Source organism: Pseudomonas sp. BW7P1, assembly GCF_024981055.1.
In the GTDB taxonomy this organism is placed as follows: Bacteria; Pseudomonadota; Gammaproteobacteria; order Pseudomonadales; family Pseudomonadaceae; genus Aquipseudomonas; species Aquipseudomonas bananamidigenes.
This window is the reverse complement of the sequence record NZ_CP103374.1, coordinates 4225409-4249285: the sequence shown is the minus strand read 5'-3', so window position 1 is coordinate 4249285 and position 23877 is coordinate 4225409. Positions and strand designations below refer to the sequence as shown.

Annotated in this window: 21 protein-coding genes; 11 read left to right on the top strand and 10 right to left on the bottom strand. The window is 60.1% G+C overall.

All coding sequences use genetic code 11. The features are described 5' to 3' along the window. Window position 1: 1 nt before the first annotated feature. Window positions 2-3451: a transcription-repair coupling factor gene (mfd, locus tag NWV16_RS19080; protein WP_260520325.1), complete on the bottom strand. Its 3450-nt coding sequence runs from the start codon at window positions 3449-3451 to the stop codon at window positions 2-4. Between the two features lie 354 nt (window positions 3452-3805). Here mfd and NWV16_RS19075 point away from each other — a divergent pair, with 354 nt between their 5' ends. Beyond that, window positions 3806-5269 carry a glyceraldehyde-3-phosphate dehydrogenase gene (locus NWV16_RS19075; protein ID WP_260520324.1) on the top strand — a complete coding sequence of 488 codons (1464 nt, stop codon included), beginning with the start codon at window positions 3806-3808 and terminating at the stop codon, window positions 5267-5269. Between the two features lie 64 nt (window positions 5270-5333). Here NWV16_RS19075 and NWV16_RS19070 read toward each other — a convergent pair whose 3' ends face one another. Beyond that, the gene (locus tag NWV16_RS19070; protein WP_260520323.1) at window positions 5334-6626 is read right to left on the bottom strand and encodes an MFS transporter; all 1293 of its coding nucleotides are present in this window, start codon (window positions 6624-6626) and stop codon (window positions 5334-5336) included. Window positions 6627-6700: 74 nt separating this feature from the next. On the opposite strand from NWV16_RS19070, the gene NWV16_RS19065 reads away from it, so the two are divergent. Further along, window positions 6701-7747 carry an FAD:protein FMN transferase gene (locus NWV16_RS19065; RefSeq protein ID WP_260523553.1) on the top strand — a complete coding sequence of 349 codons (1047 nt, stop codon included), beginning with the start codon at window positions 6701-6703 and terminating at the stop codon, window positions 7745-7747. 201 nt (window positions 7748-7948) lie between these two features. Next, on the top strand, window positions 7949-9343 hold the full coding sequence (sthA, locus tag NWV16_RS19060) for a Si-specific NAD(P)(+) transhydrogenase (RefSeq protein ID WP_065260713.1): 1395 nt from the start codon (window positions 7949-7951) through the stop codon (window positions 9341-9343). Window positions 9344-9385: 42 nt separating this feature from the next. Here the strand turns inward: sthA and NWV16_RS19055 are convergent, their stop codons facing one another. Both NWV16_RS19055 and NWV16_RS19050 read right to left on the bottom strand, forming a co-directional pair. After that, entirely contained in the window at window positions 9386-10108 is a 723-nt protein-coding gene (locus NWV16_RS19055; protein ID WP_260520322.1) for a glycerophosphodiester phosphodiesterase family protein, read from the bottom strand. A gap of 13 nt (window positions 10109-10121) precedes the next feature. Continuing rightward, window positions 10122-10703 (bottom strand): PilZ domain-containing protein, encoded by a 582-nt coding sequence (locus tag NWV16_RS19050; protein ID WP_065260715.1) that lies wholly within the window; start codon window positions 10701-10703, stop codon window positions 10122-10124. Window positions 10704-10797: 94 nt separating this feature from the next. Between NWV16_RS19050 and NWV16_RS19045 the strand changes: the two genes are divergently transcribed. The 3 genes from NWV16_RS19045 (at window position 10798) to NWV16_RS19035 (ending at window position 14048) form a co-directional block, all read left to right on the top strand. Beyond that, window positions 10798-12048, top strand: coding sequence for a lipoprotein-releasing ABC transporter permease subunit (locus tag NWV16_RS19045; protein ID WP_065260716.1), 1251 nt, complete (start codon window positions 10798-10800; stop codon window positions 12046-12048). A gap of 7 nt (window positions 12049-12055) precedes the next feature. Beyond that, on the top strand, window positions 12056-12739 hold the full coding sequence (gene lolD / locus NWV16_RS19040; protein ID WP_176704481.1) for a lipoprotein-releasing ABC transporter ATP-binding protein LolD: 684 nt from the start codon (window positions 12056-12058) through the stop codon (window positions 12737-12739). A gap of 64 nt (window positions 12740-12803) precedes the next feature. After that, window positions 12804-14048 carry a lipoprotein-releasing ABC transporter permease subunit gene (locus tag NWV16_RS19035; RefSeq protein WP_065260718.1) on the top strand — a complete coding sequence of 415 codons (1245 nt, stop codon included), beginning with the start codon at window positions 12804-12806 and terminating at the stop codon, window positions 14046-14048. A gap of 30 nt (window positions 14049-14078) precedes the next feature. Here the strand turns inward: NWV16_RS19035 and NWV16_RS19030 are convergent, their stop codons facing one another. Together NWV16_RS19030 and NWV16_RS19025 are read right to left on the bottom strand one after the other, a co-directional pair. Next, entirely contained in the window at window positions 14079-15419 is a 1341-nt protein-coding gene (locus NWV16_RS19030; RefSeq protein ID WP_260520321.1) for a heavy metal sensor histidine kinase, read from the bottom strand. Next, the gene (locus NWV16_RS19025; protein WP_260520320.1) at window positions 15419-16099 is read right to left on the bottom strand and encodes a heavy metal response regulator transcription factor; all 681 of its coding nucleotides are present in this window, start codon (window positions 16097-16099) and stop codon (window positions 15419-15421) included. The genes NWV16_RS19030 and NWV16_RS19025 overlap by 1 nt, the downstream gene beginning before the upstream one ends. A 155-nt stretch (window positions 16100-16254) precedes the next feature. On the opposite strand from NWV16_RS19025, the gene NWV16_RS19020 reads away from it, so the two are divergent. Both NWV16_RS19020 and queF read left to right on the top strand, forming a co-directional pair. Beyond that, window positions 16255-16788, top strand: coding sequence for a cupredoxin family protein (locus tag NWV16_RS19020; RefSeq protein WP_260520319.1), 534 nt, complete (start codon window positions 16255-16257; stop codon window positions 16786-16788). A gap of 61 nt (window positions 16789-16849) precedes the next feature. Next, window positions 16850-17680 (top strand): NADPH-dependent 7-cyano-7-deazaguanine reductase QueF, encoded by an 831-nt coding sequence (queF, locus tag NWV16_RS19015; RefSeq protein ID WP_260520318.1) that lies wholly within the window; start codon window positions 16850-16852, stop codon window positions 17678-17680. A 63-nt stretch (window positions 17681-17743) separates the two neighbouring features. Here the strand turns inward: queF and NWV16_RS19010 are convergent, their stop codons facing one another. Both NWV16_RS19010 and NWV16_RS19005 read right to left on the bottom strand, forming a co-directional pair. After that, window positions 17744-18007 carry a DUF4404 family protein gene (locus NWV16_RS19010; protein ID WP_065260722.1) on the bottom strand — a complete coding sequence of 88 codons (264 nt, stop codon included), beginning with the start codon at window positions 18005-18007 and terminating at the stop codon, window positions 17744-17746. 108 nt (window positions 18008-18115) lie between these two features. Beyond that, complete coding sequence (locus NWV16_RS19005; RefSeq protein ID WP_260520317.1) at window positions 18116-18736, bottom strand: HAD family phosphatase; 621 nt, start codon at window positions 18734-18736, stop codon at window positions 18116-18118. A gap of 234 nt (window positions 18737-18970) precedes the next feature. On the opposite strand from NWV16_RS19005, the gene NWV16_RS19000 reads away from it, so the two are divergent. From NWV16_RS19000 to rssC, 3 genes are all read left to right on the top strand, one after another. Next, window positions 18971-19612 (top strand): VacJ family lipoprotein, encoded by a 642-nt coding sequence (locus NWV16_RS19000; protein ID WP_404820964.1) that lies wholly within the window; start codon window positions 18971-18973, stop codon window positions 19610-19612. 321 nt (window positions 19613-19933) lie between these two features. Next, window positions 19934-21115 (top strand): two-component system response regulator RssB, encoded by a 1182-nt coding sequence (gene rssB, locus NWV16_RS18995; RefSeq protein ID WP_065260725.1) that lies wholly within the window; start codon window positions 19934-19936, stop codon window positions 21113-21115. After that, the gene (rssC, locus tag NWV16_RS18990; protein WP_065260726.1) at window positions 21115-21597 is read left to right on the top strand and encodes an anti-sigma factor antagonist RssC; all 483 of its coding nucleotides are present in this window, start codon (window positions 21115-21117) and stop codon (window positions 21595-21597) included. Before rssB ends, rssC begins: the two co-directional genes overlap by 1 nt. Window positions 21598-21669: 72 nt before the next feature. Here rssC and tal read toward each other — a convergent pair whose 3' ends face one another. Further along, window positions 21670-22596 (bottom strand): transaldolase, encoded by a 927-nt coding sequence (tal, locus tag NWV16_RS18985; protein WP_260520316.1) that lies wholly within the window; start codon window positions 22594-22596, stop codon window positions 21670-21672. Window positions 22597-22788: 192 nt separating this feature from the next. Then, window positions 22789-23733: a glycosyl hydrolase family 5 gene (locus NWV16_RS18980; protein WP_260520315.1), complete on the bottom strand. Its 945-nt coding sequence runs from the start codon at window positions 23731-23733 to the stop codon at window positions 22789-22791. Window positions 23734-23877 lie beyond the last annotated feature (144 nt).

The window sequence follows — 23877 nt, the reverse complement described above, 5'->3', positions numbered from 1 at the left end:
TTCAAGCAGTTTTCGGGAGGAGGCGCTCGAACAGCGCCTCCACAGTATTAAAGCGCTCTTCCGGGCGCTCCATCGGCACCTGGAACTTGAACATCGTGGCGCCTTCGAATTTGTAGCGTTTTGGCTGACTCTGAATCAGCTTGATCAGGGTCATCGGATCGACCGGGGTCTGTGCGGCGAACTCGATTCGGCCGCCCTGCGGGCCGCCATCGACCTTCTTGATGCCCAGCTGTTCGGCCTGTAATTTCAATGCAGTGATGCGCACCAGATTCTTGGTCGGTTCCGGCAGCAGGCCGAAGCGGTCGATCATCTCCACTTGCAGGTCTTTGAGGCCTTCCTCGTCGGTGGCCGACGCGATGCGTTTGTAGAGGATCAACCGTGCATGCACATCCGGCAGGTAATCCTCCGGAATCAGCGCCGGCACCCGCAGGTTGACTTCCGGGCCGCCACCGAGCGGTTGATCGAGGTTTGGCTGTTCGCCCTTGCGGATCGATTTCACCGCGCGCTCGAGCATTTCCATGTACAGCGTGAAGCCGACGGCTTGAATCTGCCCGCTCTGGCCATCGCCCAGCAGTTCGCCGGCGCCACGGATTTCCAGGTCGTTGGTGGCCAGTACGAAACCCGCGCCGAGGTCTTGCGTGTTGGCAATCGCCTCCAGGCGTTTTTCCGCATCGCCGGAGATCTGTTGGCGTGGCGGGGTCAGCAGGTAGGCGTAGGCCTGGTGGTGGCTGCGACCGACGCGACCGCGCAACTGGTGCAACTGCGCCAGACCGAACTTGTCGGCGCGCTCGATGATGATGGTGTTGGCGCTCGGCACGTCGATGCCGGTCTCGATGATGGTCGAGGCGATCAGCACGTTGAAGCGCTTGTGGTAGAAGTCGCTCATCACCTGTTCGAGTTCGCGCTCGCGCATCTGCCCGTGCCCGATGCCGATGCGCGCCTCCGGCACCAGTTCGGCCAGTTCGGCGGCGCATTTCTCGATGGTCTTCACGTCGTTGTGCAGGTAGTAAACCTGACCGCCGCGCAGCAGTTCCCGCAGCAAGGCTTCCTTCACCGTGCTCTTGTTCTGCTCCATGACGAAGGTGCGCACCGACAGGCGTCGCGCCGGCGGCGTGGCGATGATCGACAGGTCGCGCATGCCCGACACCGCCATGTTCAGCGTGCGCGGAATCGGGGTGGCGGTCAGGGTCAGAATGTCGACTTCGCTGCGCAGGGCCTTGAGCTGTTCCTTCTGGCGGACACCGAAACGGTGTTCTTCGTCGATGATCACCAGACCCAGGTTCTTGATCTTGACGTCGTCCTGCAGCAGCTTGTGGGTGCCGATGACGATGTCGATTTTGCCTTCGGCCAGTTCGGCCACTGCCGCGTTCACTTCTTTTGCCGACTTGAAGCGGCTCATCACTTCAACGGTCACCGGCCAGTCGGCGAAGCGGTCGCGGAAACTGTTGTAGTGCTGCTGGGCGAGCAGGGTGGTCGGCACCAGGATTGCCACTTGCTTGCCGCCGTGCACGGCGATGAACGCGGCGCGCATGGCCACTTCGGTCTTGCCGAAACCCACGTCACCGCAGACCAGCCGGTCCATCGGCTTCGGCGCAAGCATGTCCTCGCGCACGGCTTCGATGGTGGCTTGCTGGTCCGGAGTTTCCTCGAACGGGAAACCGGCGCTGAACGTCGCATAATCGGCTTTCGGATCGGCGAATGCGTAACCTTCGCGAGCGGCGCGACGGGCATAGATGTCGAGCAGTTCGGCGGCCACGTCGCGGACCTGTTCGGCAGCCTTGCGTTTGGCTTTCTGCCAGGTCTCCGAGCCGAGTCGGTGCAGCGGGGCCAGGGCATCGTCGCTGCCGGTGTAGCGGGCAATGAGATGCAGGTTGGCCACCGGCACATAGAGCTTGGCGTTCTCGGCGTATTCGAGGGTGAGGAATTCCGCGGCCTGGTTGTCGATTTCCAGAATCGTCAGGCCGAGATAGCGGCCGACACCGTGGTCGATATGGACCACCGGCGCGCCCTCGCGCAATTCGGTGAGGTTCTTGATCACCGCATCGTTGTTGGCGTCGGCGCGTTTCTCGCGGCGACGACGCTGCATCACGCGCTGGCCGAACAGCGGGCTTTCTGCGACCAGTGCCAGTGCCGGGTCATCGAGCATCAGGCCTTCGTCGAGCGGTGCAATGGTGATCGCCAGGCGATCCTTGCCCGCGACGAAGTCTGGCCAGCTATCGACGGTTTTCGGTCGCAGCTTCAGTCGATCCAGCAACTCCAGCAGCACTTCGCGACGACCAGCAGACTCGGCAGTGAACAGCACGCGTCCCGGGAACTGGTCGAGAAAGCTGGATAGCGCGGCCAACGGCTGCGTGGCCTTGGCTTCGATCGCCAGATCCGGCAGTGCCTGCGCGGGGAAGCGTTCGCGGCCGACACCGGTTTCCACGTCCTGCTGGCTGGCCACCACGCGCGGCCAGTTCTTCAGGCGGGCGAAGCAATCCTCTACCGGCAGAAACAGCTCGGCGGGTGGCAATAACGGACGTGACGGATCGACACGGCGTTCTTCATAACGATTGCGCACGTCGTTCCAGAAGTTTTCTGCCGCTTGCTCGATTCCTGGCAGCGAGAACACCTGAGTGTCCTGGGGCAGGTAATCGAACAGGGTCGAGGTTTCCTCGAAGAACAGCGGCAAGTAGTACTCGATGCCGGCCGGGGTGATGCCGCTGCTCAGATCCTGAAAGATCGGGCAGCGGCGGAAATCGACGTCGAAGCGCTCGCGAAAACGCGCCTTGAAACGGGTGACCGCTTCTTTCTGCAGCGGAAATTCCTTGGCCGGCAGCAGTTTGACCGAATCGACCTTGTCGATGGAGCGCTGGGTTTCCGGGTCGAAGGTGCGCAGGGTTTCGATTTCGTCGTCGAACAGATCGATGCGATAAGGCAGTTTGCTGCCCATCGGAAACAGGTCGATCAGTGCGCCGCGTACCGTGAACTCGCCGTGTTCGTACACCGTATCGACGTAGCGGTAGCCGCTGGCTTCGAGCCGCGTGCGCATCTGTTCGACGTCGAGTTTCTGGCCGACATCCAGCACCAGGCTGCTGCCGAGCAGGAACCTGGTCGGTGCCAGACGATGCAGGGCCGTGGTGATCGGCACCACCAGCACGCCATGTTCCAGCTCCGGCAGTCTGTAAAGGCTGGCGATGCGCTGGGAGATGATGTCCTGATGCGGCGAAAACAGGTCGTAGGGCAGGGTTTCCCAATCGGGGAAGTGCAGCACCGGTAAATCCGGGGCGAAGAAGCTCAGTTCCTGCTCCAGCCGTTCGGCACTCTGGCTGTCGGCGGTCAGCAGCAACGTGAAGCGCTTGGCAGCGCTGGCAGCCTCGGCAATGGCCAGGCTCAGTGCAGCACCGGGCAGATTGCCCCAGTGCTGTTTACCTGCCGCAGCAGGGAGAAGCGGTAGACGCAGAACAGGCACGGAAGGTTGAGCTCCAGGCGTTGCGACAAAGTCGGTAATTGTAGCGGCGTCCGGTGCCGCCTGTCAGTTGCAGACTGCGTCTATCTTCGCTGTTTCCGGAAAATGTAGTGGTAACCATAAAAACAGGCACTTTTTTGACGATTATGTAGTGCCGAAATCGAGTGGTGTTACGGAGGGTTACAGACATCGTCTAACAGTCGTCGAAAAACTGACTGCGCTGCAGGCCCCGGTTTTACTGGGCTTGCGCGAGGCGTTATTTTTTTGGACGGCGTTTTGTTACCGGTTGCACGACAAGCGCGCATTGCTACGAGAGGTTCTCGGCGGCATAATGTAGCCCCTTTTTTCTGCCCCTACATGTGGAAGGTTCCCGTGACTCAGAAGCCCGACCAGTGTCTTGGTGAATGGATCGACCGTGAAGCACTCGCAGAAGCGATGATTCCGCTTATCGGTCAGCTCTACCGCAATAACAACGTGGTGAGCTCGATCTATGGCCGCAGCCTGATCAACCAGTCTGTCATCGCGATTCTCAAGGCTCATCGCTTTGCTCGCCATCGTTCTTCCGACGATAGCGAACTCTCCGTCCACGAAACATTCCCTCTGCTGAAGGCCATGAGCGAGCTCAAGCTCGGCGCGGCTTCGGTGGATCTGGGCAAGTTGGCGTTCAAGTTCCGCGCTGAAGGCAATGGCCGCACGGCCGAACAATTCGTTCGCGAAGAGTTGGCCGATGTCGTGGGCCAGCAAAACGCCTCCGCGCGTAAAGGCACCGATGTCGTGCTGTACGGCTTCGGTCGTATCGGCCGTCTGCTGGCGCGCATCCTGATCGAAAAAACCGGTGGCGGCGACGGCTTGCGTCTGCGTGCCATCGTTGTTCGCAAGGGCTCTGAAAACGATCTGGTCAAACGTGCCAGCCTGCTGCGTCGTGACTCGGTACACGGCCCGTTCGATGGCACTATCACCATCGATGAAGAAAACAACACCATCACCGCCAACGGCAACCTGATTCAGGTGATCTACGCCAAGAACCCGTCCGAAGTCGACTACACCCAGTACGGCATCGAGAACGCGCTGATCGTCGACAACACCGGTGTATGGCGTGATGCCGACGGCCTGGGCCAGCACCTGGCCTGCCCGGGCGCTGCCCGCGTTATTCTGACCGCGCCGGGCAAAGGCGCGCTGAAGAACATCGTTCACGGCATCAACCATGGCGACATCACGCCTGACGACAAGATCATCTCGGCGGCGTCCTGCACCACCAACGCCATCGTACCGGTGCTCAAGGCCGTCAACGACCAGTACGGCATCGTCAATGGCCACGTCGAAACCGTTCACTCGTTCACCAACGACCAGAACCTGATCGACAACTTCCACAAGGGCAGCCGTCGTGGCCGCGCCGCGCCGCTGAACATGGTGATCACCGAGACCGGTGCCGCCACTGCCGCTGCCAAGGCACTGCCAGTGCTCAAGGGCAAGCTGACCGGCAACGCGATTCGCGTACCTACGCCGAACGTGTCGATGGCCATCCTGAACCTGAACCTGGAAAAGGCCACCACTCGCGACGAAATCAACGAGTACCTGCGTCAGATGGCCATGCACTCGGAACTGCACAAGCAGATCGATTACGTCAGTTCGCAGGAAGTGGTTTCCACTGACTTCGTGGGCTCGCGTCACGCCGGTGTCGTGGATGCCGAGGCAACCATCACTCAGGATAACCGCGTCGTTCTGTATGTCTGGTACGACAACGAGTTCGGTTACAGCTGCCAGGTGGTTCGCGTGATGGAAGACATGGCCGGCGTAAACCCGCCAGCGTTCCCGCGCTAAGCCTTAGCCGCAAATGAAAACGCCCCGACATTGTCGGGGCGTTTTTGTTTGTGCGCGATTCAGGTCAGTGGGGGATGACGGTTTGCGCCGTACGCAATGCATGCCTGTTGCCACGGAACAGCACCAGGGTCGCGATCAGGCCCAGCACCGCTGCGCCGCTGAGCCAGATTCCCGGCGCAGCCTTGTTGTCCAGCACATGGATCAGGTAGGTGCAGGCGGCTGGCGTGAAACCACCAAACGTTGCGGTGGCCAGGCTGTAGGCCAGGGAGAAACCCGTCGTACGCACTTCTACCGGCATGATTTCGGTCAGGGCCACCACCATCGCGCCGTTGTACGAGCCGTACAGGAACGACAGCCACAACTCGACGATCAACAGGTGGCTGAAGCTCGGATTCGCCACCAGCCACGACAGTGCCGGGTAGGCGGTCAGGATTGCCAGCGTCGTTGCCGCCAGCAGCAGGGGTTTACGGCCGATCTTGTCAGATACGGCGCCCATCACCGGCAGCCAAAAGAAGTTCGACAGACCGATGCACACGGTTACCAGCAATGCATCGAAGTCTGACAAGTGCAACTCTGCCTTGCCAAAAGTCGGGGTGTAGGCGGTGATCAGATAGAACGAAACGGTAGTCATCACCACCAGCGCCATGCCGGCGAGGACGATGCCAAAGTTCTGGCCGATCGAACGGACGATTTCCTGCAGGGTAGGGCGGTGTTTGCGGGCCTGGAATTCCGGCGTTTCCTCCAGGGAGCGGCGAATCACGAAAATCACCGGAACAATCATGCAGCCAATCAGGAAAGGCACGCGCCAGCCCCATTCGCCCATTTGGTCCGGGCTCAGCCAGTGGTTGAGCCCGACACCGAGCAGGCCGGCGAATACCACGGCGGCTTGCTGGCTGGCGGACTGCCAGCTGACGAAGAAGCCCTTGCGCCCCGGCGTAGAGATTTCTGCCAGATACACCGACACGCCGCCCAGTTCCACGCCAGCCGAAAAGCCTTGCAGCAAACGACCGAACAATACGATCAGCGGCGCGGCGACGCCAAGGGTGGCGTAACCCGGGACGCAGGCGATCAGTACGGTACCGGCCGCCATCAGGGCGAGGGTGATGATCAAGCCCTGGCGACGGCCGTGACGGTCAATGTAGGCACCGAGGAAAATCGCCCCCAGCGGACGCATCAGGAAGCCTGCGCCGAAGGTGGCAAGGGAGAGCATCAGGGACGCGAACGCGCTGTCGGTAGGGAAGAAGGTCTTGGCAATGGCCGTGGCGTAAAAGCCGTAGACCATGAAGTCGAACATCTCGAGAAAGTTGCCGCTGACAACGCGAAAAATCGCTTTGCCTTTGCCCGTGGAGGAGGACATGTTCAGGTACTCACTTGTTGATTTTGTGTGAAGGCGTTGTATCCGTTTGGGAGCGAGCGGGCTCTATGGCCATAATGGCCGTCGCGATTTTGCTCGGAGATGAAGAATTGTTAACTGGACGGATACTGGTTTTCGTGAGTGTTCTCGGTGTCTTGTCCGGATGCGGCAATGGCGACTCCATGGAAAGCTTCGGTGGTCCGACCATGGGCAGCACGTATTCGATCAAGTACGTGCGACGAATCAACTTGCCCGCTCCCCAAGACGTCCGGGTCGAAGTGGAAAGGATCCTCGCCGATGTCGACCGGCAGATGTCCACCTACCGCGCGGACTCCGATATCTCGCGCTTCAACGCATTGCCCGCCGGTCGCTGTCAGATCATGCCGGCACCGATTCTTGAGTTGGTCCGGGTGGGCGGACAGCTGTCGCAACAGAGCGAAGGTTCCTACGACCTGACGGTAGAACCGTTGCTCAACCTCTGGGGCTTCGGTCCGCAAGGGCGTGAGGAGAAAGTCCCGAGCGCTGCGGCGCTGGCCGAGGTGCAGAAGCGGGTGGGTTACCGGCACTTGCGTATCGATGGTGACCGGTTGTGCAAGGACGCGGCGGTCGAGGTCGATTTCAACAGTATCGCCGCCGGTTACGCGGTCGATACCATTGCGGCTCGGCTCGATGCCATGGGTATTCATGATTATCTGGCCGAAGCCACGGGCGAGCTCAAGGCGTCCGGCAGGAAGCTCGACGGCTCGTCCTGGCGCATTGCACTGGAGGAGCCACGTGACGATCAGCAAGTAGCGGAGCGCGTCATTAATGTCGATGGCTACGGGCTTTCCACGTCCGGCGACTACCGCAACTATTTTCAACAGGACGCAAAGCGTTATTCCCACACCTTCGATGCCCGCACCGGAGCGCCCGTCGTACACGATCTGGCGTCAGTCACGGTCATGCATCCTTCGGCCTTGATGGCCGACGGACTATCGACGCTGTTGCTGATTCTCGGGCCTGAAAGGGCTTGGGACTATGCCGAAAAACACGACATTGGTGCATTCTTCGTGATTCGTGCCGATAAAGGTTTTGTGACTCGCACCAGTCGGGCGTTCGAAAGGCTTGCAGGCGCAAAAAATTGACCGGCAGCAATGCTAAAACTGGCGTTGTAGTGCAGGCAAAAGTAGCCTACGACGCGACCAAGGGTTAATGTGCGCGGCGTTGACGCTTCTATAGACTGTGTCCGGGTTTTCAACTGGCCCCCAATTGTTCCTTCGCGCCGTCGTCCGGCGTGATTTAGCCGCCGGTGCTGCTGGCACCGCGGCCTGTTCTGAGGAGTACGCATGGCTGTCTACAACTACGACGTGGTGGTGCTGGGTTCCGGCCCGGCGGGAGAAGGCGCGGCAATGAACGCCGCCAAAGCAGGGCGCAAGGTGGCTATGGTCGACAGCCGTCGCCAGGTCGGCGGTAACTGCACCCACCTGGGCACCATCCCGTCCAAGGCCCTGCGTCACTCGGTGCGGCAGATCATGCAGTTCAACACCAATCCGATGTTCCGGGCCATCGGTGAACCGCGCTGGTTCTCCTTCCCGGACGTGTTGAAAAGCGCCGAGAAAGTCATCTCCAAGCAAGTCGCTTCGCGTACCGGCTACTACGCCCGTAACCGCGTCGACGTGTTCTTCGGCACCGGCAGCTTCGCCGACGAGCAGACCATCGAAGTGGTCTGCGCCAACGGCGTGGTCGAAAAACTGGTGGCCAAGCACATCATCATCGCCACCGGTTCGCGTCCTTATCGCCCGGCGGACATCGATTTCCACCACCCGCGTATCTACGATAGCGACACCATCCTTAGCCTCGGCCACACCCCGCGTAAACTGATCGTTTACGGCGCCGGCGTGATCGGTTGCGAATACGCCTCGATCTTCAGCGGTCTGGGTGTACTGGTCGAGCTGGTGGACAACCGCGGCCAGTTGCTGAGCTTCCTCGACTCGGAAATCTCCCAGGCGTTGAGCTACCACTTCAGCAACAACAACATCACCGTGCGTCATAACGAAGAGTATGACCGCGTCGAAGGCGTGGACAACGGCGTGATCCTGCACCTGAAGTCCGGCAAGAAGATCAAGGCCGACGCCTTGCTCTGGTGCAACGGCCGCACCGGAAACACCGATCAGTTGGGGCTGGAAAACATCGGCGTCAAGGTCAACAGCCGTGGCCAGATCGAAGTCGACGAGAACTATCGCACCTGCGTGCAGAACATCTACGGCGCCGGTGACGTGATCGGCTGGCCAAGCCTGGCCAGTGCCGCCCACGACCAGGGCCGTTCGGCGGCCGGCAGCATTGTCGACAACGGCAGCTGGCGTTTCGTGAATGACGTGCCGACCGGCATCTACACCATTCCGGAGATCAGCTCGATCGGCAAGAACGAGCAGGAGCTGACTCAGGCCAAGGTGCCGTACGAAGTGGGCAAGGCGTTCTTCAAGAGCATGGCGCGTGCGCAGATCGCCGGTGAACCGCAAGGGATGCTGAAGATCCTGTTCCACCGTGAAACCCTGCAGGTGCTGGGCGTTCACTGCTTCGGTTATCAGGCGTCGGAGATCGTGCACATCGGTCAGGCGATCATGAACCAGCCGGGTGAGCTCAATACCCTGAAGTACTTCGTCAATACCACCTTCAACTACCCGACCATGGCCGAAGCCTATCGGGTAGCCGCGTACGACGGCCTCAACCGGCTTTTTTGAGCGGCTCCGGCCGGTGGCCTGAGCCGGCCGGGGAGACCGATTTCAGCCATTCCCGAGGGTGGCAGTGGCCAAACCGGGAAAGTCTGTAATCAGGCTGTCAACGCCGAAGTCGGCGAGTCTGCGCATCAGCGCAGGCTCGTTGACGGTCCATACCGACACATGCAGCCCCTGACGCTGCGCCTTCTGCAGGCGTTCCGGCGTACACAGCGTCCAGTTCAAGGCCAGAATCTCGCAGCCATAACTTGCCGCGACCTTCAGCGGGTCGAGCCAGGCGTATTCGGCCACCAGTCCGCGCGAAACGTCCGGCACCAGATCCAGCGCCGCCTTCAATACTTCCCGAGAGCTTGAAGTGATCGTCACCTTGTCGAGCAGTCCGTGCCTGACCGCCATTTCACGAATGGCCAGAACGGTGGTTGCAGCGCGGGTGCGCGAAGCGCTTTTGACCTCAAGCTGCCAGTGATCGAAATCACACTTTTCGAACAGTTCTTCCAGGGTCGGAATCGGGCAGGGCTTGATCCAGCCGGGGCCACCCTTGCGGGCGTCGTAAGTCACCAGCTCGGCAGCGGTGTGCTCGACCACCTTGCCGCGACGGTCGGTGGTGCGCTTGAGGGTCGGGTCGTGGATGACCATCAGTTCGCCGTCCTTGGACAGGTGCAGATCCAGTTCGCAACGGCGCACGCCGTGTTTGAGACATTCCTGAAAGCTGCTCAGGGTGTTTTCCGGTGCTTCGCCCTTGGCGCCGCGGTGGCCGTAGATAAGGGTCACGGTTCTTCCTTAATTAAATGCCTGATTCGTTCTGTTCGCGGGCCAGGCGTCGTTCCTGGGCCTGCTTTTGCAAGATATAACGGGCGAGCAACTGGCGCTGGGCATCGGTCAGGTGTTCGAATTCGGTGCCGATGTCGTAGCCGTCGCCCTTGCGGTCGCAATGGGTGACCCGGGCGCGCAGCAGCAGGCCGTGGGCCTGTGGCATCAGCACCATTTTGACCGACAGGCGTGAGCCGGCAGGGATCGGCGTCGGATTCTGAAAGTCGACACCGCCCTCCGAAATGATCACCGGTTGCGGCTCGCCGATTTGCCCGAGCGCGGTCAGCGCAATGACCTGACTGAGCAGATCGATGCGCTTGTTCTGGGATTTCAGGAATGCCGCGATGGCACGGTCGCGCTCGTTGATCTGGCGCAACAGGTGCTGCGACTCGAATTCGCTCAGGTGCAGTTCACTGAGCACGTTGAATAACGGGGAAGCATCCTGCAACACTTCCTGGCCTGCGGCTTCTGCAGCGGACAGGGGCCGAATTTCCAGTGCGATCGTGTCCTCGATACGGTAGTATTCGCGGCGATCTTCTTCATCTAATGTCGACATGGCGAACCCATGGTAGCGGCGGTGGTCTGAGTGTAAAGCTGGTTATCGACCCCCGCCACAAGGACGTTCCTTTTCCCTCCGAACAAGCCCCGACATGTTCAGACCTCTCTTCGTATTTATCGGCACGCGTTACACCCGTGCAAAGCGTCGCAATCATTTTGTGTCATTCATTTCCCTGACTTCGATGATCGGGCTCGCCCTTGGCGTGGTCGTGATGATCGTGGTGCTGTCGGTGATGAACGGCTTCGATCATGAAATGCGCACCCGCGTGCTGGGCATGGTGCCCCACGCAACCATCGAGTCCGGTGAAGCCATCAGCGACTGGCCGAGCCTGGCCGCCAGGGTCAAGCAGAACCCGCAGGTGGCGGCCGTCGCGCCGTTCACCCAGATGCAGGGCCTGTTGACCAACAACGGCCAGGTGTCGAAGGTGTTGCTCAACGCCATCGATCCGGCGCTGGAACGCAACGTCTCGATCATCGACAACTTCATGAAGCAGGGCAGGCTCGACGATCTGACGCCGGGCAGCTTCGGCATCGTGATTGGTGACAAGGCCGCGACCAAGCTGGGCGTGGGCGTCGGTGACAAGATCACCTTCGTCGCCCCGGAGGTCAGCGTGACCCCGGCCGGGATGTTCCCGCGCATGAAGCGCTTCACCGTAGTCGGCATCTTCCATGTCGGCGCCGGTGAGCTGGACGGTTATCTGGGCGTCACCAATCTGCAGGACCTGGCGAAGCTGCATCGCTGGAAGCCTGATCAGGTGCAGGGTCTGCGCCTGAAGTTCGATGACTTGTTCCAGGCGCCGCGTGAAGCGTGGAACATCGCCCAGCGGCTTGGCGAAGACCATTACTACGCCCGCGACTGGACCCGCACCCACGGCAACCTGTATCAGGCGATCCGCATGGAAAAAGCCATGATCGGCCTGCTGTTGCTGCTGATCGTCGCGGTTGCTGCGTTCAACATCATTTCCACGCTGGTGATGGTGGTGAACGACAAGAAGGGCGATATCGCCATCCTGCGCACGCTGGGCGCCACGCCGGGCACGATCATGCGCACGTTCATGGTGCAGGGCACGGTGATCGGCGTGGTCGGGACGGCTATCGGTGCCGTGGTCGGCATCCTGGCTGCGCTCAACGTCAGCGCCGCCATTTCCGCACTCGAAGGCGTGATCGGGCATAAATTCCTCAACGCCGATGTGTATTTCATCGATTACCTGCCATCGCAGGTGCAGAGCCAGGACGTGGTCATGGTCTGCGCCGCTGCATTGGTCCTGAGTTTCCTCGCCACCCTGTATCCAGCCTGGCGTGCCGCGCGCACCCAGCCGGCGGAGGCGTTACGTTATGAGTGAGTCGGGCATGAGTGATAAAGCAATCCTGAGCTGCCGCAACCTGGGCAAATCCTATGAGGAAGGCCCGGAGTCGGTGCAAGTGCTGGCCGGTCTGCAACTGGAGTTGCACCCGGGTGAACGGGTGGCGATCGTCGGCAAGTCCGGTTCGGGCAAAAGTACCTTGCTCAACCTGCTGGGCGGTCTCGACACCCCGACCAAGGGCAGCGTCTGGCTCGACGGTGAAGAGCTCTCGGCTCTGAGCGAGAAGAAGCGTGGCCTGTTGCGCAACCGTGCCCTCGGTTTTGTGTATCAGTTCCACCACCTGCTGCCGGAATTCACCGCGCTGGAAAACGTCTGCATGCCGCTGCTGATCGGCAAGACCGCAATCCCCGAGGCGCGTCAGCGGGCCACGGCGTTGCTGGAGCGGGTCGGTCTGGGCCATCGCCTGGAACATAAGCCGGCCGAGCTGTCCGGTGGCGAGCGCCAGCGCGTGGCGATTGCCCGGGCGCTGGTGAACAAGCCAGGCCTGGTGATGCTCGACGAGCCGACCGGCAACCTCGACTCCCACACCGCCGAGGGCATTCAGGATCTGATGCTGGAACTCAGCACTTCGATGCGCACGGCGTTCCTGGTGGTGACTCACGATTTGAACCTGGCTCGCCAGATGGACCGCGTCCTGCAGTTGCAGGATGGTTGTCTGACCCCCATCTGACGGCTTGAAACCCGATGCCTGAAAAAGGCGTCGGGTCTTTTATTTTTATACGGTGCCCCAGCGAATGTTCAGACCGTTATCGATCTTTATCGGCACGCGCTATACCCGCGCCAAGCGCCGCAATCGCTTTGTTTCGTTCATTTCGATGACCTCGATGATCGGCCTCGCCCTCGGCGTGCTGGCGATGATCGTGGTGTTGTCGGTGATGAACGGTTTCCAGCGCGAAATGAGTTCGCGCATTCTCGGCATGGTGCCTCACGCGACCATCGTCGGCGTCAAGCCGATCGATGACTGGCAGCCGGTAGCCGCTGCCGCTTTGAAAAACCCTGAAGTGACCGCCGCCGTGCCGTTCACCGAGATGGAAGGCATGCTGTCCTACAAGGGCATGATGCAGCCGATCCAGATCAGCGGCGTCGATCCGGCCCAGGAAGGCAAGGTGTCGATCGTTGCGCAGCATATTGTGCAGGGGCGTCTCGATGCCTTGAAGCCGGGCGAGTTCGGTGTGGTGCTGGGCGAGATCACGGCCCGACGCTTCCGTCTGAACGTCGGCGACAAGATCACCCTGATCGTGCCGGAAGTCAGTACCGCACCGGGCGGCATCACCCCGCGCATGCAGCGTCTGAATGTGGTCGGTATCTTCAAGGTCGGCGCCGAACTGGACGGTTCCATGGGACTGATCCACGTTTCTGATGCCGCGACCATGCAGCACTGGGAGCCGAATCAGGTGCAGAGCGTGCGTCTGGCAGTGAAAGATCTGTACGCCGCACCGAAGGTCTCGTCCGATATCGCCACCGGCCTTGGCACTGACTTCAAGGCAGACGACTGGACCCACACCCAGGGCAGCCTGTTCAGTGCGATGAAAATGGAAAAGACCATGATCGGCCTGTTGCTGCTGATGATCGTCGCGGTGGCGGCGTTCAATATCATCGCCACCCTGATCATGGTGGTGAACGACAAGGGTGCGGACATCGCGATCCTGCGCACCATCGGCGCCACGCCACGGCAGATCATGGCGATCTTCATGGTTCAGGGCACGGTGATCGGTATCGTCGGCACCATCATTGGTGGCGTGCTGGGCGTGATTGCCGCGCTGAACGTCAGTGAGATGGTGGGTTGGGTCGAGCGAGTGACCGGTCAGCACATCTTCAGTTCCGACGTGTATTTCGTCAGCAACCTGCCCTCGGAGTTGCAGGGTGGCGACGTGCTGCTGATCTGCTCGGCAGGCTTCATCCTCAGCTTCCTGGCCACCGTTTACCCGGCCTGGCGAGCGGCGAAGATCGAGCCGGCGCACGCGTTGCGTTATTCGTAAGTTCCCCCATTGAGGCCGGCATTGCCGGCCTCAATCGTTTTTCGGCAACTCAATCACAAACCGCGTCCATCCCCGATCCGATTCGCAATGAATCTGCCCGCCATGGGCCCTGATGATCGACTGAGTGATCGCCAGCCCCAACCCGGCATGTTCGCTGCTGCCTTCCTGGCGTGCCGGATCAGCCCGGTAAAAACGGTCGAACAAACGCGGCAGCAACTCCGAAGAAATCCCCTCGCCACTGTTCTCGACGGTCACCCTCAAGGATTTCGCCTGCTCAGCTATCTGCACGCGCACATCGCCTGCGGCCGGGGTAAAGCGCAATGCATTGTCCAGCAGATTCGACAGCGCCCGGCGCAGCATCGCGCGGTCACCTTGAAACCGACCCTCGCCGTCGCGGCTCAGGCTGACTTGAGCGTCTTCGGCCAGTGGGGCGAAAAACTCCAGCAATGCATCGGCTTCTTTCGCCAGTTCCAGCGGTTCACGCTTGGGCGCCAGCAATCCGTGGTCGGCTTTGGCCAGATAAAGCATGTCGTTGACCAGTTGCGCCATCCATTGCAGCTCTTCGAGGTTGCTGTGCAAGGCCTCGCGATAATCTTCGAGTGGGCGAGGGCGTGTGAGGGTGACTTGTGTGTGGGTCAGCAGGTTCGACAGCGGGGTGCGCAGTTCATGGGCGATGTCGGCAGAGAACGCCGAAAGTCGCTGAAAAGAGTCATCGAGACGTCCGAGCATAGCGTTGAAGCTGTGGGCCAGTTCCGTGAGTTCGGCAGGCATCTGCGCTTCCGGCAGTCGGGCATTCAGCGATTGGGCAGAAATCCCCCGCGCCACGGCACTCATGCGCCGTAATGGACGCAGGCCGCTGCGTGCCGCCCATGCGCCCAACAACGCGGTGGCCAGTGCCGAAAGGCCTACGGTCAGCCAGATCAGATGTTGCATGCGTTGCAGGAAGTGTTGGTGGTGGGTGATGTCCAGCAGCAAGGTCAATTGTGGTGAGTCGGCTCGTTCCGGGAACAGCGGGGCATTGAGCAGGCGATAGTCCGTGCCGTTGTCATTGATGGTGGCCAGACCGGGCTGCTGCGGCAGGTCCGCCGACATTTGGAGGGATCGGCCGAACCAGCGCTGTCCTTCGGGGCCGCTGATGCGCAGCGCGACATCGCCCTGTTGGTTCAATTCATCGGTGACATGTGCGGCGTCGCCATTGCCCGACAGGGCCTGACGAATATTGATCAGCCTGCTTTCGAGCAATTGCTGATCGAGTTCAATGAAGTGCGCCTCGCTGGCGCGGTTGAACACCACGCCGGCTACCAGTGAAACCGTTGCGGTGCAGGCAGCGAACAGCAACGCCAGCCGACTGCCGAGTGACAGACGGCGCATCAGTCGGGACGCTCTTCAAGTACGTAACCCATGCCGCGCACGGTATGGATGAGTTTTTCAGAAAAGTCGTCATCGATCTTCAGACGCAGGCGGCGGATCGCCACTTCGATCACATTGGTGTCGCTGTCGAAGTTCATGTCCCAGACCTGCGAAGCGATCAGGGATTTGGGCAGCACTTCGCCCTGGCGGCGCAGGAGCATTTCCAGCAGGGCAAACTCTTTCGCCGTAAGGTCGATGCGCTGGCCGCTGCGTTCGACCCGGCGGCGGATCAGATCAAGGCGCAGGTCGGCCAGTTGCAGGCAGGTTTCCTGCGGCGTGCCACTGCCGCGTCGCAACAGGCTGCGTACCCGGGCCAGCAGTTCGGAAAACGCGAATGGCTTGACCAGGTAGTCGTCGGCGCCCAGTTCGAGGCCGTGAACCCGGTCTTCCACGGTGTCCTTGGCGGTCAGAAACAGGATCGGTGTTTCCAGCCCGGCGCTGCGCACCGCTTGCAGAATCTGCCAGCCACTGCGCCCGGGCAGCATGACGTCAAGGATCAACAGCGCGTAGTCGCCGCTCAACGCCAACTGTTGTCCGGTGTTGCCATCGGCCACCAGTTCGGTGTTGAAGCCGGCCTCGGTCAGGCCCTGGCGCAGGTAGTGGCCGGTTTTCGGTTGGTCTTCGACGATCAGCAGTTTCATGGGCGACTCGGGTTTTCAGGAACGAGAGCGTTATACCGTGGGAGTTGGTTACGAGCGCCAACCTGACAAAGTTGTAATCTGCCTGTCAGGTCGCTGCCAGCCCGGGCCGACTAAAGTTTCCCACAGGCTGAATCTTATCTTGTTGGAGTATGACTATGTTTTTGCGCAACCCTCTGACCGTCGCCGCCTGTTTGCTGGCGTTGAGCTCATCCGTCTGGGCCGATCCTGCGCGCACGTATGACTTCGGCCAACCGGCACCTGCTGCCAAGGCCTCCCGCAGCATTGAAGTGGTGATGGGCGACATGTCGTTCGATCCGAAGGCCATCGATATCAAGGCCGGTGAGACCATTCGTTTTGTTTTGGTGAACAAGGGCCAGTTGCTGCACGAATTCAACCTCGGCGATGCCGCGATGCATGCCAGACACCAGCAGGAAATGCTGCAAATGCAGCAAAGCGGCATGTTGACGCCGACCGGCATGAAAGAAATGTCCCACGATATGGCGGGCATGGATCATGGGGCGATGGGGCACGGCATGAAACACGACGACCCCAACAGCGTGCTGGTCGAACCGGGCAAGACCGCCGAGTTGACCTGGACCTTCAGCAAGGCAACCAGCCTGGAATTTGCCTGCAACATTCCCGGGCATTACCAGGCTGGAATGGTCGGCAAACTGACTGTCAGTCAGTAAGCACTCAAAGGCGGAAGCAAAGGCTGATAGAATCCGCTGATTCTTCAGTCAGGTTTCCGCCATGCATCCCGCAGCCGAACATTCGCCGCTGGGCAAGTCCAGCGAATACATCGCCACTTACACACCGTCCCTGCTGTTCCCGATTCCGCGCACCGCGAAGTGGGCCGAGCTGGGCCTGACCGCCGAGACCCTGCCGTATAAAGGCGTGGATTTCTGGAACTGCTTCGAACTGTCGTGGTTGCTGCCGTCGGGTAAACCGGTGGTGGCGATCGGCGAATTCAGCATTCCGGCGGACTCGCCGAACATCATCGAATCCAAGTCGTTCAAGCTGTACCTGAACTCGCTGAACCAGACCCCGTTCACCGATACAGCGAGCCTGGAAGCGACGCTGGTCAAGGACTTGTCCGCCGCTGCCGGCAAACCGGTGGGCGTGCGGGTTCGCAGCCTGAAAGAGGTTGAAGCCGAAGGCGTCGTCGCGCTACCGGGCGTGTGCATCGACGATCTGGAAGTCAGCGTCAGCAACTACGAACACCCACGTCCCGAACTGCTGCGCTGCGACGATTCGCGGGTGGTGGAGGAGAGCGTGCACAGTCACCTGCTCAAATCCAACTGCCCGGTGACCAGCCAGCCGGATTGGGGCAGCGTGGTGGTGGAATACCGTGGTGCGGCGCTGGATCACGCCAGTCTGCTGGAATACATCGTCAGCTTCCGCCAGCATTCGGATTTTCACGAGCAGTGCGTGGAGCGGATTTTCCTTGACCTGCAGCGTCTGCTGAAACCGGAGAAACTCACGGTATTTGCACGTTATGTGCGCCGTGGCGGACTGGATATCAACCCGTACCGCAGCACCGAAAGCGTTCAGCTGCCGAATCGGCGTCTGGTTCGTCAGTAACCCGCAACGCGGACATGAAAAAGCCCTGCCAGTGATGGCAGGGCTTTTTTGCATTCGCGGGTTTCAGATACCCATGCTGACCAGCGAGTTCACAATGTTGCGCAGCGTGCCGGCGATGGTGGGGTGTTCGAGTTCGAAGCGTTCGACGGCCAGGTTCACACCGTCGGCGAGATTGGAATCCTGGGTTTTGGTTTCCAGTTCAAGTTCCAGTTCGATCTGTTGCATCAGTGCGTGCAGGTCTGCGCGCTCGGCTTCCGACAGCGGCGGATTCTGATCCAGTTGCTCGCGCAGGGCATTGAGCTGTTTTTGCAGTTCTTGAGCGGGCATGGTTGTTTCCTTTTATCGATAGGCACTGGCATAGACCGCAGCCATGCGCCAAAGGTCTATGGCTCTCCTTAAGCCTAATCCACTCTGCCGCAACCTGCATGATCCCGGTCAGGGCTTTTCGCCTTTGAGACGGCGCTGGCTGATGTCGGCGAGACAAGTGTCGAGCTCGCCCAGATGATCAATCACCGAATGCACGCCCAGGCCAAACAGTTGCACCGTCGCCTTGCCACGTAGCTGCTCGCGTTCCTTCTGGCTCAGCGCTTGCCACGCTTGTGGCGGCAGACCGCAGAGTGAACCGCAGGACGCCAGGCCGATCGTCCACAGTCCGGCATTCAGGCCGGATTGCAGCAGGCGCGGTTCTCCGCTGACCAGCACACAACCGTCGAGGCGCGTGACCTTCAATGCCATCAACGCCTGCCAGCAGGCATCAGGCGCCGGCCATGGGTTGATTGTTGCGGGATGTTGCGAAGATTTGACCCAGTCCGGCAGCGAGACTGAGAGCGCCCGGGTGAGGGAAGAGGGGAGTTCGTCCAGCCAGGCGCACGGAATCTGTTGCCGTTGCAGGCTGCGCAGGCTGTCCAGAGCCCCGGGAGTGGTCTCGGCGTGGTCCGCCGTGGCGCCGGCAGGATGGCGGGCGCGGGCGCCGAAGTCCACCAGGCAGCCGCTGAGCCCGAACAGCACGGCCGTCAGGTTGGGTGCTGCATGGGGTATTGCTTCGGCCTGTGACATGAAAAACGTCCTTGAAATACACGTCAGGCTAAGCAAGACCGGTGACAATTGGATGACAACGGCGTTACGACGAGTCCTGCAGCGCTGATGATGTTGGAAATGCCTAAACAAGTGTTTCCGTCTTATACTGAACACCTTATGACCGTGGTCCGCATGCCGCGTATGTTCAATCCAAGGAGTTTTTCTATGCGCTGGAGCAATCCTCTCGCTCAGCTTTGTGTATGTGCCGGCGTGATGCTGGTTCCGTTCGTTGCCCAGGCGGCAACGGAAGAAGACCCTTGGGAAAGCGTCAACCGTCCGATCTTTCAGTTCAACGACTTCGTCGATACCTACGCACTGAAGCCTCTGGCGCAGGGCTATGAGTATGTAACGCCGCAATTTCTGGAAGATGGTATCCACAACATGTTCCGCAACGTCGGTGACATCACCAACCTGGCCAACAACATTCTCCAGGCCAAACCGGCTGCTGCCGGTGTCGACACCGCGCGTCTGATCTTCAACACCACTTTCGGTCTGCTGGGCTTCTTCGACGTGGGCACCAAGATGGGCCTGCAACGCAGCGACGAAGACTTCGGCCAGACCCTCGGTTACTGGGGAGTGAGCAGCGGTCCGTACGTGATGCTGCCGTTGCTGGGCCCGAGCACCCTGCGTGATGCACCGTCGAAATACGTTGATACCTACACTGCGCCGTACCGCTATATGAACGACATTCCGGCACGTAACACGATTTACGGCCTGAACATCGTCGATACCCGTGCCAGCCTGTTGTCCAGCGAGAAGCTGATCAGCGGCGACAAATACACCTTCATCCGCAACGCCTACCTGCAGAACCGCGAGTTCAAGGTCAAGGACGGTCACGTCGAAGACGATTTCTGATTCGACCTTTGAGCTCCCGGAAGGCGACCGAAAGGTCGCCTTTTTGTCCCTGCATCCTTCCATTGAGTTACGGTTTCGAACGTTCTTATAACTCTCTGTGATTTGACAAACAAAGTCGTCAGGCGACGAATCGCGCATGCTTGAAACGCTCGAAGGATGGGAGTACCGTCTGCGCCTTAGAAGGGCACCTCTGGTGCATCCGTGTGCGGGGCCAACGCTCCGAAGCGGTGCAGCAGAGAGGCTAGAAAGCGAATCCAGTAGTCTGCGCCGGGCCGTTGCCCCGCCTGCTACGCCAACCTAATTCTGGCGCCGTTTGCCCACATGCCAAAAACCAGTGCCACGCTGCTGATAATCGATGATGACGAAGTAGTGCGCGCGAGCCTCGCGGCCTATTTGGAAGACAGTGGTTTCAGCGTCTTGCAGGCCAGTAACGGTCAGCAGGGTCTTCAGGTATTCGAGCAAGACCAGCCCGATCTCGTCATCTGCGATCTGCGCATGCCGCAGATGGGCGGTCTCGAACTCATCCGTCAGGTGACCGAGCGGTCCCCGCAGACGCCGGTGATCGTGGTCTCCGGTGCCGGCGTGATGAATGACGCGGTCGAGGCCCTGCGCCTGGGCGCGGCGGATTACCTGATCAAGCCTCTCGAAGATCTGGCCGTGCTCGAGCACTCCGTGCGCCGGGCCCTGGATCGTGCGCGTCTGCTGCTGGAAAACCAGCGTTACCGCGAGAAGCTGGAGAAGGCCAACCGCGAGCTCGAAGCCAGTCTGAATCTGCTCCAGGAAGACCAGAACGCTGGTCGCCAGGTGCAGATGAACATGCTGCCGGAAAGCCCGTGGACCATCGACGAATTCAAATTCGCCCACCAGATCATCCCGTCGCTGTACCTGTCGGGTGATTTTGTCGACTACTTCCGGGTGGACGAACGCCGGGTCGCGTTCTATCTGGCGGACGTTTCAGGCCATGGCGCCTCTTCGGCGTTCGTCACCGTCCTGCTGAAGTTCATGACCACGCGCTTGCTGTTCGAGTCCAAGCGCAACGGCACCCTGCCGGAATTCAAACCTTCGGAAGTCCTTGGTCATATCAACCGGGGGCTGATCAGTTGTAAGCTGGGCAAGCACGTCACAATGGTCGGTGGAGTCATCGACGAGGAGACCGGTTTGTTGACCTATAGCATCGGCGGCCATCTGCCGTTGCCTGTGTTGTACACGCCTGACAGTGTTCGCTATCTCGAGGGGCGCGGTCTGCCCGTGGGGCTGTTCAATGAAGCCACCTACGAAGACCATGTGCTCGAGCTGCCACCCGCATTCAGCCTGACGCTGATGTCTGATGGCATTCTGGATCTTTTGCCAGAACCCACACTCAAAGAGAAAGAGGCTGCCTTGCCCCAGCGGGTCAAGTCGGCGGGCGGCAGCCTGGATGGACTGCGGCAGGTTTTTGGATTGGCCACGCTAGGGGAGATGCCGGATGATATCGCCCTGTTGGTGTTGAGCAGGAATCTTTAATGAGTACCGGTAGAATCCAGTTCGCCGAGCAGGACGGCACCTTCGTCCTGAAGTTCGTCGGTGAAGTTCGCCTGACCCTGTGTTCGGCGTTGGATGCGACTATTGAAAAGATCTTCACCGCGCTGAATTTCAACGCGATCGTGATCGATCTGACCGAAACCCGCAGCATCGACAGCACCACGCTGGGGCTGCTGGCCAAGCTGTCGATCCTGTCGCGGCAAAAGGTCGGCCTGCTGCCGACCGTGGTCACGACACACGATGACATCACTCGTCTGTTGCAATCGATGGGCTTCGAGCAGGTCTTCAATATCGTCAACCATCCTGTGCCTTGCCCGGAATGTCTCGATGACCTGCCGGATCAGGATCAGTCGGAGGAGGTGGTGCGGGTCAAGGTGCTGGAAGCGCACAAGATCCTCATGGGCCTGAACGACTCCAACCGTGAAGCCTTCCATGATCTGGTGAACGCCCTCGAACGGCATTGATTCCCCAGCCATCAGGCACAAAAAAGGGCGAACCTGTAAGGGTTCGCCCTTTTTGCGTTTGCTGTCAGCCCATTACAGCTTGGCTTGCAGCAACGCCTCGAGTTTTTCCTGGTCACGGGCAAACTGACGGATGCCTTCGGCCAGTTTCTCGGTGGCCATGGCGTCTTCGTTGGACAACCAGCGGAATTGCGCTTCGTTGAGACTCAGGCGCGCTTCACCAGCGTGGCCCGGAGCGAGTTTGCGTTCCAGCTTGCCGGTGTCTGCCGCCAGTCTGTCGATCAGGTCCGGGCTGATGGTCAGGCGGTCGCAGCCGGCCAGTTGTTCGATCTGGCTCAGGTTGCGGAAGCTCGCCCCCATGACCACGGTCTTGTAGTCATTGGCCTTGTAGTAGTTGTAGATGCGCGTCACCGATTGCACGCCCGGATCGTCGGCACCGGTGTAATCGTTGCCGTTGGCCTTCTTGTACCAGTCGTAGATGCGGCCCACGAACGGCGAAATCAGGAACACGCCGGCATCGGCGCAGGCGGCGGCCTGGGCGAAGGAGAACAGCAGGGTCAGGTTGGTCTGGATGCCTTCCTTCTCCAGCACTTCAGCGGCACGGATGCCTTCCCAGGTGGAGGCGATCTTGATCAGTACGCGATCGCGACCGACGCCGGCCTTGTCGTACAGCTCGATCAGACGGTGCGCACGCTTGAGCATCGCGTCCTTGTCGAACGACAGGCGCGCATCCACTTCGGTGGAAATGCGGCCCGGGATCACCTTGAGGATTTCCTTGCCCACCGCGACGCCGAAACGGTCGCTGGCCAGGCCGACATCGCCCTTGCAGTCGCCAACGCTGGCGTTCAGCAGTTCGGCATAAGCCGGGATGGCTGCAGCTTTGAGGAGCAGGGAAGGGTTGGTGGTGGCATCGACCGGCTTGACCCGGGCGATCGCTTCGAAGTCGCCGGTGTCGGCAACCACGGTGGTGAACTGTTTGAGTTGTTCCAGCTTGGAAGTCATGAGCGTGCTCTGTCCTATGGGTCTGACGACATTACCCGAGCGCTGACAGCCACTCAAGGGCATGTGGATGTATCGATAGCCCCGCAGGCAACAACCTGAAAACGGCTGTTTGAATGGGCGGGGCCCGTTATCGATAGATACGATGCCAAATCCGGACACAGGTTCAAAGCAACTGACTGGCGAGTGAGAAATCTACTCGGATTCCAGTTGCGTCCTGGCCGCCGCTTGTGCCGGTTTCGGCTGCCCGCTGGCGGTTTGCAAGCCGAAATTCTTCTCCCGGTCATCGCTGCCCGAATCATTGTTTTTCCACTCGTAGATCGACGTCAGCGGAATCTGCAGCCGTTTCACATCGGCGATGAACGCCGCGATTTTGGTGGCCTGTCCGTCGGGGCCACCGTTGGAAGCAAGTGCCGAGACGCCCCATTCGCTGATGACGCCCGGCAGGTGGAAGTTCTGTTGGATGAAGGTTTGTGCGTTGGCTATCTGGGTCGCCGTCATGCCATAGGGGTGGTAGGAAATGGCATTCAGGCATTTGGGATAGGCGCCGAGAATGTTGTTCAGCGCCACGGTCGACGCCGAACCGGCGCTCGGCGGCCGGGCGAAGCCGAAGCCGATCACGGGTGTGCTGGTCGGATTGGCTTGCAGCGCCTTGCACATCGCGCCCATGAACGGGGCAAACGTGGTGCTGAAATTGCCCGTCGGCCAGTAGGTGTTCAGATCCGGTTCATTCCAGATTTCAATCGCGACCAGTTGAGACCCGTAGGTCTGTTCCAGGCTGGTGACCGCGTTGGCAAACGCGGTGCCGGCGGTGGCGGGGTCGGTCGACAGCGGTTTGATGGCGCGCACTGTCATCAACACCGGCAATCCGGCGGAGCCAGCGGCGGCGAACGCATCGGCAAGCTGCTTCTGATAGCTCTTGTTGCCGAGGCTGTCGCTCCACGCGCCCAGGCGCACAAAGCTGAAACCTGCTGCCTTGATCTGCGCGGCATCGGATGCGGAGAAATTCTGCACCTTGACCTGAATGCCGACCGTTCGGTGGGGTAGAGCGGGGAACAGATCGCTGGCTTCTACCTGAGCGGCTGCACTGATTAATACAAGGGAAAGGGCGCCGAGACGTTTGAGATGTGCTGATTTCATGTCTGCTCTCCTGATGAGAAATGACATCTAGCCAATGGTTATCTCGCTACCCTTATTCCGACGCCGAGGGCATTGGAAAGTGCATGAATGTTATTTTTTGTCAGAAAACTTTTCATGAAAGAGGCGCCGAAAATCACAGTTATT